The organism is Paenarthrobacter sp. NPDC090517 (assembly GCF_044769165.1).
Lineage (GTDB): Bacteria > Actinomycetota > Actinomycetes > Actinomycetales > Micrococcaceae > Arthrobacter.
The window spans coordinates 408,480-419,730 of sequence record NZ_JBIVXN010000004.1 but is presented as its reverse complement, the minus strand read 5'-3'; the positions used below and the strand labels follow the sequence as shown (position 1 = coordinate 419,730).

Here is an 11,251-nt window from a genome sequence, read left to right as displayed (position 1 = left end):
AATGATCCGAAGTATTGGCAGGAGTGGGTGAACCTGATCGCGTTGGCGGTCAATGAGGAGAATGCTTCTGGTGGTCGGGTGGTGACGGCGCCGACGAATGGTGCTGCGGGGATTATTCCGGCGGTGTTGTATTACGCGTTGAATTATGCGCCGGGGATGGATAAGGCCACGCAGCAGGACCGGGATGATGTGGTGGTGAAGTTCTTGCTTACTGCGGGTGCGGTGGGTGTGTTGTATAAGGAGCAGGCGTCCATTTCGGGGGCTGAGGTTGGTTGTCAGGGTGAGGTGGGTTCGGCGTCGTCGATGGCTGCTGCGGGTTTGGCTGAGGTGATGGGTGGTACTCCGGGTCAGGTGGAGAACGCGGCGGAGATCGCGATGGAACACAATCTGGGGTTGACGTGTGATCCGATCGGGGGGTTGGTGCAGATTCCGTGTATTGAGCGGAATGCGATTGCTGCTGCGAAGGCGATCAACGCGGCGAAGATGGCCTTGTGGGGTGATGGGACGCACCGGGTGTCGTTGGATGAGGTGATCGTGACCATGCGTGAGACGGGCAAGGACATGTCCTCCAAGTACAAGGAAACCGCGATGGGTGGCCTCGCCGTCAACGTCGTCGAATGCTGAATCTGTAGCCTGTGACTTCAGAACATGTCTTGGGGGAACGCATGAATGGTGAAGTAAATCCCATAATTCCAACGGTTTGGGAGGCCGCAGTACTGGGAGTCGGAGCAATGGCGGTTCTCTTGGTCATGGCTGCCCTGATTCTGGTACTCAGTACTAAATCCTTCTCACCCGGAGTCCGGATTGCGTTGGTGGTGCTGGCGTTCGCAGCCCCTGTGGCTGGGCCGCTGGTGGGCATCGTGCTGGCACTCCTAGAGAGGCGAAAGGCCCGACGCCCTATTTCTGTCGGTCGCTGATGCCATGCTGTATCCATGAGCGGGGGATACAGCAGGGACTTTTTGCGGACACGGCTTGAATTGCCCAGTCCGTCGGCAACTACGACACTTTTGGACTACACCCATTTTTCTGTACGCTTCCGGGCGTCCCGGAAGCTCGCAGCGATTGTGGGTGTGAACATCAATGGCAAAGAACTGATACCCCTGGCCCGCCAGGGATCGTGGCATTTGGATGACAGGATCCCCCGGGAGCATCAGGCGGGACCGGATCTGTACAAGGGCAACGCCTTTGATCGCGGGCACTTGGTCCGGCGCCTGGATCCCGTGTGGGGCGACGCCGCAACCGCCAAAAAAGCCAACCAGGACACCTTTGCCTATACCAACGCGGCACCACAGATTGATGACTTCAATCAAGGCAAAGAACTCTGGGTAGGGCTCGAAGACCATGTTTTGGGCCACGCCGACGTGCATGAAGCAAAGCTGAGCGTGTTCACAGGGCCGGTGTTCCTCGATGACGATCCTGTATATAGGGGAGTTCAGATCCCTCGAAAGTTCTGGAAGATCGCGGCATGGACCAATAATGCCAAGTTGGCCAGCGTGGGCTTTGTTTTAGACCAGTCGCCGATGCTGGGCAAAGTAGAGCTGAAAAAGGTGATCAGCCGCCGGCTCCTTGAAGGTGAGCCACCGCCGCTGGGACCATTCCGGACGTTCCAAGTACCCATCGGTCAGATCGCGGACCTCACCGGGCTCAGCCTCAGCAGGCTCATCAATGCGGACCGCCTTGTGAGGGGCCAACGGGAATCCGGCGTGGAACCGAAGGCCATCAGGCTGAGCACGGCAGACCAGATCAGGCTCTAAACCCTTGGTAAACCAGCAGAATCGGGGGATATCCACATACCCCGATAGACTTGGGGCTGCATGTCCGCATGCGCACTACGCTTTTGAACACTGCACTAAAACCCTGAGATTGGACACGGCCACCTTGCGAGAATTTACCGCCCGCTTTGCCACCGCCGAGGAAATCGATAACTGGGACAAGCACGTCACGGCGAATCCGAACGGCGGCAACATGCTGCAGTCGGACGCCTACGCGGCAGTCAAGGACGGTAACGGCTGGTTGGTCCGCCGGCTCGTCATCGAGACCCAGGACTACAGCAGCTACAACCTGCTCCTGGAGAAGAAGTTTCCCGTGATGGGGCGGCTCTGGTACCTCATCAAGGGACCGGACGTCGAAAATGCCAGCGACATCCAGCCCGCCCTGAAAGCAGTGGCCGCCCTGGCCCGCGAGAAGAAGATGAACGTCTTCACCATCAAGATCGAGCCTGACATTGTGGACTCGGCTGAGGCCGTGGGAGAACTTGAAGCCGCTGGTTTGGTGAAGGCTCCCAATATCCAGTCCAATGACTCCACGGCCTTGCTGGACATTTCAGCACCCGCAAATGAAGTCTTGCGCAGTATTTCCTCACGTGCCCGCAACGCAGTTCGCAGGGCTGAACGCGAGGGCTGCGAGGTGATTCAGGCTGAGCCTGGCGAAGACAGCTACCGCAAGCTTTACGCCCTCATGCAGAACACCGTGAACGCCAAGGGCGCCATGCCGTTGCGAAGCTATGAGTACTACTCCAAGTTCTGGGAAGAGTTCTGCAGCCGCGGCCAGGGACACTTCTTCTTCATCCACGAAGACGGTGCACCGAGTGTCGGTGCCTTCGTCATCAACTACGGATCCAAAGCTACGTACAAGGACGGCGGCTCCACCCAGAACCGCAAGCAGTACGGTGACTCCCACCTGGCCCAGTGGGCGGCGATCCAACGAATGCAGGAACTCGGATGCGTGGAGTACGACTTCTGTGGCACGCCCCCCGCCGCAAGGATCAAGGACAAGACCCACCCCCTGTACGGCATGGGATTGTTCAAGACGAGCTTCACCAAGACCGTCACGGATTTTGTGGGTTGCTATGACCATGTCCTGGGACCTGTCCGCCACAGGCTGTGGCTCAAGGGTGCGGAACGCATCTTCCGTCGGCTCGAAACCATGCGTACCGGCGGCCAGTTCTACTGACGGCCACCACAGCCAGCAAACAAACTTCAGGCCCGCCCCGGCCACCAACGGGTGCAATCTACTTTTTAGGTGAGGTAATTTCTTTGACTCCGATCGAGGCTGGAACCGACATGGAATTCGTGATTCTCAGTGACGCTGATTTCGAGACATTCGCCAAGGGACACCCTCAGGGCAGCTTCATCCAGTCCATGGACCTCACGCGGTTCCAGCGTGCCCGTGGCCAGGAAGTAGAGCTTTTTGGTGTGACGCGCGGCGACAGCCTCATTGCTGCGGGGAAGCTCGTCTACTCGTCCAACCGCCTGGGCTACAAAACCGCAGACTGCGCCAAGGGTCCCCTGATGGACTACAGCGACCCCACAGTGGTGCGCTTCGTCGTCGAGCAGTTGAAAAAGCATGCGGCTTCGAAGAAGGCGGCCGAGCTGCGTATCTCGCCCAACATCCGGTACATTGCGCGCGACGAAGAAGGCGCCGAACACCCGGAAGTTGAGGACAACCGTCCCCTGCTGAAGGAGTTCGAAGGCCTGGGCTTCAAGCACCAGGGCTTCGACATGAACTTCGCCAACATCAACTGGATGTTCATCAAGCAGCTGGACGGGATCGCTGATGCCGAAGAGCTCATCATGGGCATGAACTACCGCACCCGCAAGGCCATCCGTAAAGCCGAGAAGAACGGCGTCTACCTGGAACAGGCCACGCTGGAAACGCTGGATGAGTTCTACAACGCGCTGAGTACCGCCGGCGATGAGAAGGGCTTCACGTACCGCGAACGCGAGTACTACGAGCAACTCCTCCGGAACACCTCCGATGAGTTCACCAAACTCATGATGGCCAAGATCAACATTCCCGAATACCGCGCCTCCATCAGTGAGCGCCTGGACGCCGAATCCAAGACCTTGGCAGACCTCAAGCGTGAGGTCGAGGAGACCGGCAGCAAGAAGAAGGCCAACCGGGTCAAAGTGGTCCAGGACCTTGTGGACAGCTACGAGCGCAGCCTCAAGGACATCGAACGTTTCCCCGATTCCGTCGGTGTCGCTACCGTGGCGGCCATCCATTTTGCCTGCTCCGGTGACGAACTGGTGTGCGTCATTGGCGGCACGGTTCAGGACTACATCTACTTCAACGGCGCCACGTCGTTGTACTGGGGCATGATGCTGCACGCCCTGAACAATGGCTACTCGCGCTACAACTTCTACGGCACGTTCGGTATCCAAGGCCAGGATGAGACCGGGCACGGAGGGTACGAATTCAAGAAGGGCTTCGGTGGCGAGGTGGTCCAATTGGTGGGCGATTTCGTAGCACCGGTGAACCCGATTGTCTTCCACGGCTACCGTGCGGTCAGGAAGCTTGCAGGGGCCGCCCAGGCAGTACTGGGACGATTGCCTCTTGAGAAATTGCCTGTAGTTGGAAAATTTCGGAGGAACCGCTAATCACACAAGCCAAGGGAGGATCACCGCGTGACTGAACGCCCCGAAGGGTCCGCCAACAGGCCCCAAACTGACGGGTTGCCCAAGACCCAGCCGTTGCGGCCGTCCCAAGTCCGGCAAAATGTCAACGCCAAACGCATGCTGATGCGCTTGGTTCAAGGCGATAGCCCGCCAACAGCGCCCATGAACATCGTGGACCGGTTGGCCGGAAGTCCTTACGCCAACCCCACCATCCAGGTTGTGGGTGTGGACGCTTCGGCCCGCAAGACCATCGACTTCGCCCTTCACCTTGCTGAAGTCATGTTCCGTTACGGTGCGGGTGCCCTTGAGGTGGAGACCAGCATGATTGCGGTCACTGCCGCCCTTGGCCTGAAGAACGTTGAAGTGGACATCACCAATCAGTCGGTGGCCATCAATTACGCGCCCAAGGATCAGACGCCCATCACGCTGCTCCGTGTGGTGCGCTCGTGGACCAACAACTACGCCGGCCTTGCCCAGGTTCACCAGTTGGTCACGGACATCGTGGCCGGGGGAGTGGGCCGCGACGAAGCAGTGCGCAGGCTGAATGAAATCATTCGCAGTGCCAAACCCTTCCCACGGTGGATGGTCACCATGGCCTTCGGCATTTTCGCCGCAGTCTTCGTGGGTGTCCTCGGTGGTGGCATCGGTGCGTCCGCGGTCGCTTTTGCTTCCAACATCCTTATCAGCCTGCTCTCCCGGCAACTTGCCAGATGGCGGACGGCTGACTTCTTCAACACCATGGCGTGCGCGTTCCTGGTCACCTTCATCGCGCTGATGTTGCGTTGGGCAGGTGTGGAAATTGCGCCATCCATTGTGGTGGCAGGTGGAATCCTGCTGTTGCTCCCAACCGGCCGTCTCGTTTCATCGGTACAAGACGCCATCAACGGCTTCCCGGTAACGGCTGCGGGTCGTTTCCTCTCAACGTTGCTCACTTTCGGCGCAATCGTTGCGGGAATTGGCGTCGCCGTGGTGGTGGGAACGCTGATGGGCAGTGCAGTCCTGGACGTCACCCAAACATTCCCCGACGCGTATCCCTTGTGGATTCAAGCAGTCCTGATTGCTATCGCGGTGGTCGCCATCGGCGTGACCGAACAGACGCAACTGCGGCTGTTATTCCCGACCGCGGCAGTGGGCATAGTGGGCTTCTTCGTCTTGTGGGGCGTCGGCGAAGCAGGCCTCGGCGACCGCTTGTCGCCAGCCGTCGCTGCGGTGGTCATCGGCCTGCTGGGCCGTGTTGTGGCGCTCAAGCTGGGTGCTCCGCAACTTGTAGTGGCCGTCCCGGCCGCGTTGATCCTGCTGCCCGGTCTGACGATTTTCCGCTCCATGTACGCCCTAACCGTTGAAGGCGGCGACATCCTGCTCGGTGCGGGTGGCATGCTCAACGCCGGTGCAATCGTGCTGGGCGTTGCGGCCGGCATCGTGCTCGGTGACAACCTGGCCAGGCCCCTGACGAAGGGCCTCTCAAGCAACGAACGGCGCAGGGTACGCAGGCGCTAATGACAAAACGAACGGCGCCGCCCGAAGGCGGCGCCGTTCGGCTTTAAGGACTGAGGCTAGATCTGTCCCACGGGGAGCTTCTTCTCAGCCTGGAAGACTTCCTCCACACGGCCCTGCGCCCAATAGCCGGACAGGGACACCTGCGAACGCTCCAAGCCGCGCTGACCGAAGAAGATCTCGCGGAGTCCCTTCATGTAGCCCCGCTCGCCGTGGGCGAAGACATCCACGCGTCCGGGCAACCATTCGGTAGTGCGAAGGGCTTCAAGCAGCAGCTCGCTGGAGCCGGCTTGGACGCCCTTGCGGAGGAGCCAGTGCAACTCCACGCCGGCAGGGGCGGAAATCGGCAGAATGTCGGCCTCGCTATCCACCTCAAGGAACACTGTTCCGCGGGCTTCAGGAGCAAGGACCTCGACGCAGGCTGCGATGGCCGGTATCGCGGCGTCGTCGCCGGCGAACAAGTACCAATCGGCATCGGGGGAGGGGTTGTACCCACCGCCTGGACCGGTAAAGATCAGCGAATCGCCGGGCTTGGCGGCGGCGGCCCAAGGACCGGCCAGTCCTTCATCGCCGTGCACCACAAAGTCTATGGCCAGTTCCTGTGCTTCAAGGTCCACCCAGCGGATGGTGTAAGTGCGGGTGTGCGGCCACTGCTCGCGGGGCATGGTGTCGCGGATGGCCCACAAGTCCAGTGGGAGTTCGTACTCGACGCCCGGCTGCGGAAATACGATCTTGATATAGCGGTCCACGTATTCGTTGTTCGCGTAGTCACTGAAACCAGGTCCGCCCGCCACGATTCGCACCATATGCGGTGACAGGCGTTCATTTCGCAGAACGGTGAGGTTTACCTGCGGGCGGGTTTTGCGTGAGGCGGACGAAGTGACGGGGAGAGCAGTCATGAAGGTAAGCCTAAGCTAATTACCTGCGCGTCGGCTGGGTATGAGTCGAAGGTTACAGCCTTGGCGGAGTAGCGTCACAGAACAGGCAATTCCCAGTTGATGGGCTCAGCCCCCAGGCCTATCAGCAGCTCATTGGTCCGGCTGAAGGGCTTGGAGCCGAAGAATCCTCGTGATGCAGAGAGTGGACTCGGATGAACCGAGACGATGGAAGGTGCCCCGCCCAGCAGGGGGACCAGGCCCTCGGCATCTTTGCCCCACAGTATCGCTACCAGCGGACTCTGCCGCCCGGCGCCGTCAGTGCGGTTGGCGACGGCGGTGACTGCCGCCGTCGTGACAGCTTCCCAACCTTTGCCGCGGTGGGAGCCGGCGTTTCCCGCTTCGACGCTGAGGACGCGGTTCAGGAGCAGGACGCCTTGCTCCGTCCAAGCGCTGAGGTCGCCGTGGACGCGGGGCGGGAGGCCGACGTCGTCGTGGAGCTCGCGGTAGATGTTGGCGAGGCTTCGAGGGATGGGTCTGGTAGGGCGGGATACTGCGAAGGATAGCCCGATTGCGTGGCCCGGGGTTGGGTATGGATCCTGGCCGAGAATCAAGACTTTGACGTCGGCCAGCGGCTGTTTGAAGGCGCGCAAGAGGTTCTTTGCAGCAGGCAGAACCCGGGCGCCGTTGGCCGATTGACCCGCGACAAACTCCAGTGCCTCACGGATTTGGCCTTCAACGGGGCGCAATGCTTCTGCCCAATCGGGGGCCATCAGCTCTTCCAGCGGTTGTTTGAGCAGGGCGGCGAAGCCCTGGTCAGCAGCATCGGCAGGTTCAAGATCAAAGAGTGTATCCACGCCAGTCACCACGCCATTGTCTCCCGTGCGGTGCGCGCCTGCGAATGACACGGTTGTTATTCGCCCGTAACATGGGGGTAGGACATTTTCCCCAACAAAGCGTCGAAGGAGTGTGCCGTGGCAGAACCAGCACCGGAACCGATGGCGTCGCAGGCAGCAGGCTTTGCCCTTGAGGACCTCGCGGCCGAGACCCGCAGCGACTCGCCGTTGAGTGAGAGGGACCAGCAGATGCTGGCGCTGGAGCGGCAATGGTGGAAGTATGCCGGAGCGAAGGAACAGGCTATTCGCGAGCTGTTCGATCTCTCCGCCACACACTACTACCAGATCCTGAACGCCCTCATAGACACCGAGGACGCCTTGGCCCACGATCCCATGCTCGTCAAGAGACTGCGTAGACTACGTACGTCCCGCCAGCGCGCGAGGACTGCACGTCGCTTGGGGTCCGACGCGTAAATCGCCAGGCTGATCTGTCAGCAGCAACCAGCAAGGACACCGCTTCACCATGACCAAATATGCCAAGGACGAATTCGACCAGGTTCCGCAGAACACGTCCCGCCAAGGCGTTCACCGTGACGCCCAAGAGACCGCACGCCCTACCCTGTGGCCGGTCCTGACTGTCGGGGCAGTTGCCCTGGTGCTCGGGCTGGTGGCCTTCCTGATCCTCCCCAACCTTGGGCTGGTAGCACCCAGCGCTTCGTCCAACACCACGACGCCGGCACCCCTGCAGACGTCAGCGGCACCTTCCGCAGCCCCCACCGACGCAAGCAGCGAGCCGCCCGCTTCCAGCGAACCCAGCAGCGAGCCGACGCCGTCGGAATCTCCTTCCGCCACTCCGTCGTCGGCTCCCGTGGATAAGTCCACTCCGGTGGCTGTCTACAATGGCGCAGGTACGGCAGGTTTGGCCGGGCGGGTGGCAGGCCTCGTCCAAGGCGATGGTTGGGCACTGAGCACCGTAGGCAACTGGGGTGGATTGCCGCAGCAGACATCCGTGATCTTCTACAACGCTCCGGAGCAGAAGGCCAACGCGGAGGCACTGGGTACCTTGCTGGGCATCCAGACCATCGTTGAAACGCCTGAGGTTCAACAGCCACTTGTGGTGGTGGCCGGTCCCGGTTACCAGTAAGGGCATCGGGCCCGTTCTTGAGCCGAAAAGTCCCAACTCGGTTAAGCCTCAATAACAAAAGTGGTGCCCTGCCCCTCCACGGCAGCGCAGCGCTGGTGACAGTGGTTACAGTGGATTAATTCCGGTACGGAGATCCCGGCTACCGGTCTTGGCTACTGCGAAAGTGTGGGCATCATGGCTCTGGGAACCGTCAAATGGTTCAATGCCGAAAAAGGTTACGGCTTCATCACTGTGGATGAATCCGGCGACGACGTCTTTGTGCACTGGTCCGCCATCCAGATGGATGGCTTCCGCGCCCTCGAAGAAGGGCAGCGGGTTGAGTTTGAACTAGGGGAGGGCCAGAAGGGTCCGCAAGCCGAAGGCGTCCGCGTCGCGTAGTTCGATCGCGGCGTCTGCGCCGATTCCCGTCAGCCCACGGCTGAAACCCCTTTGTTTATAGAGCAAAGTGGCGTCTCTGCTTGCACTCTCCCCGGTCGAGTGCTAATTATTGATTTAGCACTCCTATGGTTCGACTGCTAAGTCCGGCCCGGTTGATTCCGGCGGCGGACAGGCACCGGACCGGCGGAGGATCAAGAAACACCTTGGTGGGGTGAGGTCCGGAGCGCGGGGCATACAGAGGCCGCAAGCGAAGGACCGTCCGTCGCGGGCACCCCATCTGATAGGTACCTTCTTAACGACTGTCCCGAAAGGACTACCGCCGTTATGGCCAAGATCATTGCATTTGATGAAGAGGCACGCCGCGGCCTCGAGCGGGGCCTGAACATCCTCGCCGACGCCGTTAAGGTCACCCTCGGCCCGCGTGGACGCAACGTCGTCCTCGAAAAGAAGTGGGGCGCCCCCACGATCACCAACGATGGTGTTTCCATCGCCAAGGAGATCGAGCTGGACGATCCTTACGAGAAGATCGGTGCAGAACTGGTCAAGGAAGTTGCCAAGAAGACGGATGACGTCGCTGGCGACGGTACCACCACTGCAACCGTTCTCGCCCAGGCACTGGTGAAGGAAGGCCTGCGCAACGTTGCCGCCGGCGCCGACCCGCTGTCCCTCAAGCGCGGTATCGAGAAGGCTGTTGAGGCAGTCATCAGCGAACTGCTGGCCTCCGCCAAGGAAATCGAAACCAAGGAAGAGATCGCAGCTACGGCTTCCATCTCCGCCGGTGACCCGGAAATCGGCAGCCTCATCGCCGAAGCCCTGGACAAGGTGGGCAAGGAAGGCGTCATCACGGTCGAGGAGTCCAACACCTTCGGCCTGGAGCTCGAACTCACCGAAGGCATGCGCTTCGACAAGGGTTACATCTCCGCTTACTTCGTCACTGACGCAGAGCGCCAGGAAACGGTCCTCGAAGACCCGTACATCCTGATCGTCAACTCCAAGATCTCCAACGTGAAGGAACTCGTCACGGTTCTGGAGAAGGTCATGCAGTCCAACAAGCCGCTGCTGATCATCGCCGAAGACATCGAGGGCGAGGCCCTGGCCACCCTGATCGTCAACAAGATCCGTGGCACCTTCAAGTCCGTTGCCGTCAAGGCTCCGGGCTTCGGTGACCGTCGCAAGGCTCAGCTGGCCGACATCGCCATCCTCACCGGTGGCCAGGTTATCTCCGAAGAAGTTGGCCTCAAGCTCGAAAACGCTGGCCTGGAACTCCTCGGTACCGCCCGCAAGGTTGTTGTCACCAAGGACGAGACCACCATCGTTGAAGGTGCCGGCGACGCCGAGCAGATTGCGGGCCGCGTGGCCCAGATCCGCGCCGAAATCGAGAACTCCGACTCCGACTACGACCGCGAGAAGCTGCAGGAACGCCTGGCCAAGCTGGCCGGCGGCGTTGCAGTCATCAAGGCCGGTGCCGCAACCGAAGTTGAGCTCAAGGAACGCAAGCACCGCATTGAGGACGCAGTCCGCAACGCAAAGGCTGCTGTTGAAGAAGGCATCGTTGCCGGTGGTGGCGTTGCCCTCATCCAGGCTGGCGCCAAGGCATTCGCCAACCTCACCCTGCAGGGTGACGAGGCAACCGGTGCCAACATCGTCAAGGTTGCCATCGATGCACCGCTGAAGCAGATCGCCTTCAACGCTGGCCTCGAGCCGGGCGTTGTGGTTGACAAGGTTCGCGGGTTGCCTTCCGGCCACGGCCTGAACGCTGCCACGGGTGTCTACGAAGACCTTCTGGCTGCCGGCGTCAACGACCCCGTAAAGGTCACCCGCTCGGCTCTCCAGAACGCTGCTTCCATCGCTGGTCTCTTCCTGACCACCGAGGCCGTAGTTGCCGACAAGCCCGAGAAGAACGCTCCGGCTCCCGGCGGCGACGACATGGGTGGCATGGGCGGCTTCTAAGCCTCCCGGCTGTAGCGATACAGCGCCCAGCATCACGCTGAACAGCATCACGACGGCGGTCTTCACCTTTTGGTGGGGACCGCCGTTTTGTTGCCTCGTCAAAGCTGAAACGTCAGGGCTGCTACCCCAAGCAGGTAGCAGATCAGGCCGTTTTGAGCGGTCATAACGGCCTGTACT

12 protein-coding genes are annotated in these 11,251 nt (G+C 60.6%); 10 read left to right on the top strand and 2 right to left on the bottom strand.

What is annotated here, in order from left to right; translation table 11 throughout:
• The 6 genes from ACIQTW_RS15490 to ACIQTW_RS15465 all read left to right on the top strand — a co-directional run.
• Positions 1–624: L-serine ammonia-lyase (locus tag ACIQTW_RS15490; protein ID WP_402938447.1), on the top strand; the 624-nt coding region annotated here is incomplete at its 5' end.
• 107 nt (positions 625–731) lie between these two features.
• Positions 732–917, top strand: a complete 186-nt coding sequence (locus ACIQTW_RS15485; protein ID WP_402938444.1) for a hypothetical protein — start codon at positions 732–734, stop codon at positions 915–917.
• Positions 918–932: 15 nt separating this feature from the next.
• Positions 933–1,754 (top strand): DNA/RNA non-specific endonuclease, encoded by an 822-nt coding sequence (locus tag ACIQTW_RS15480; protein WP_402938441.1) that lies wholly within the window; start codon positions 933–935, stop codon positions 1,752–1,754.
• A gap of 109 nt (positions 1,755–1,863) precedes the next feature.
• On the top strand, positions 1,864–2,952 hold the full coding sequence (locus ACIQTW_RS15475) for a lipid II:glycine glycyltransferase FemX (protein ID WP_402938439.1): 1,089 nt from the start codon (positions 1,864–1,866) through the stop codon (positions 2,950–2,952).
• Positions 2,953–3,062: 110 nt separating this feature from the next.
• The gene (locus ACIQTW_RS15470) at positions 3,063–4,379 is read left to right on the top strand and encodes a peptidoglycan bridge formation glycyltransferase FemA/FemB family protein (protein ID WP_402938486.1); all 1,317 of its coding nucleotides are present in this window, start codon (positions 3,063–3,065) and stop codon (positions 4,377–4,379) included.
• 27 nt (positions 4,380–4,406) lie between these two features.
• On the top strand, positions 4,407–5,894 hold the full coding sequence (locus ACIQTW_RS15465; protein WP_402938436.1) for a threonine/serine exporter ThrE family protein: 1,488 nt from the start codon (positions 4,407–4,409) through the stop codon (positions 5,892–5,894).
• A gap of 56 nt (positions 5,895–5,950) precedes the next feature.
• Here the strand turns inward: ACIQTW_RS15465 and ACIQTW_RS15460 are convergent, their stop codons facing one another.
• Together ACIQTW_RS15460 and ACIQTW_RS15455 are read right to left on the bottom strand one after the other, a co-directional pair.
• Positions 5,951–6,790 carry a siderophore-interacting protein gene (locus tag ACIQTW_RS15460; RefSeq protein ID WP_402938434.1) on the bottom strand — a complete coding sequence of 280 codons (840 nt, stop codon included), beginning with the start codon at positions 6,788–6,790 and terminating at the stop codon, positions 5,951–5,953.
• Positions 6,791–6,864: 74 nt separating this feature from the next.
• A complete protein-coding gene (locus ACIQTW_RS15455; RefSeq protein ID WP_402938484.1) occupies positions 6,865–7,635 on the bottom strand; it encodes a uracil-DNA glycosylase in 771 nt (256 codons plus the stop codon).
• 105 nt (positions 7,636–7,740) lie between these two features.
• Between ACIQTW_RS15455 and ACIQTW_RS15450 the strand changes: the two genes are divergently transcribed.
• The 4 genes from ACIQTW_RS15450 (at position 7,741) to groL (ending at position 11,074) form a co-directional block, all read left to right on the top strand.
• A complete protein-coding gene (locus ACIQTW_RS15450; protein WP_402938432.1) occupies positions 7,741–8,076 on the top strand; it encodes a DUF3263 domain-containing protein in 336 nt (111 codons plus the stop codon).
• Between the two features lie 49 nt (positions 8,077–8,125).
• The gene (locus ACIQTW_RS15445) at positions 8,126–8,746 is read left to right on the top strand and encodes a LytR C-terminal domain-containing protein (protein ID WP_402938430.1); all 621 of its coding nucleotides are present in this window, start codon (positions 8,126–8,128) and stop codon (positions 8,744–8,746) included.
• Positions 8,747–8,920: 174 nt separating this feature from the next.
• On the top strand, positions 8,921–9,124 hold the full coding sequence (locus tag ACIQTW_RS15440) for a cold-shock protein (protein ID WP_011773737.1): 204 nt from the start codon (positions 8,921–8,923) through the stop codon (positions 9,122–9,124).
• 324 nt (positions 9,125–9,448) lie between these two features.
• Positions 9,449–11,074, top strand: a complete 1,626-nt coding sequence (groL, locus tag ACIQTW_RS15435) for a chaperonin GroEL (RefSeq protein ID WP_011773738.1) — start codon at positions 9,449–9,451, stop codon at positions 11,072–11,074.
• Positions 11,075–11,251 lie beyond the last annotated feature (177 nt).

Coding starts and splice junctions, on each gene's coding strand:
- ACIQTW_RS15485 (WP_402938444.1), top strand. CDS start 732: ATGGCGGTTCTCTTGGTCATGGCTGCCCTGATTCTGGTACTCAGTACT.
- groL (WP_011773738.1), top strand. CDS start 9,449: ATGGCCAAGATCATTGCATTTGATGAAGAGGCACGCCGCGGCCTCGAG.
- ACIQTW_RS15445 (WP_402938430.1), top strand. CDS start 8,126: ATGACCAAATATGCCAAGGACGAATTCGACCAGGTTCCGCAGAACACG.
- ACIQTW_RS15460 (WP_402938434.1), bottom strand. CDS start 6,790: ATGACTGCTCTCCCCGTCACTTCGTCCGCCTCACGCAAAACCCGCCCG.
- ACIQTW_RS15480 (WP_402938441.1), top strand. CDS start 933: ATGAGCGGGGGATACAGCAGGGACTTTTTGCGGACACGGCTTGAATTG.
- ACIQTW_RS15440 (WP_011773737.1), top strand. CDS start 8,921: ATGGCTCTGGGAACCGTCAAATGGTTCAATGCCGAAAAAGGTTACGGC.
- ACIQTW_RS15470 (WP_402938486.1), top strand. CDS start 3,063: ATGGAATTCGTGATTCTCAGTGACGCTGATTTCGAGACATTCGCCAAG.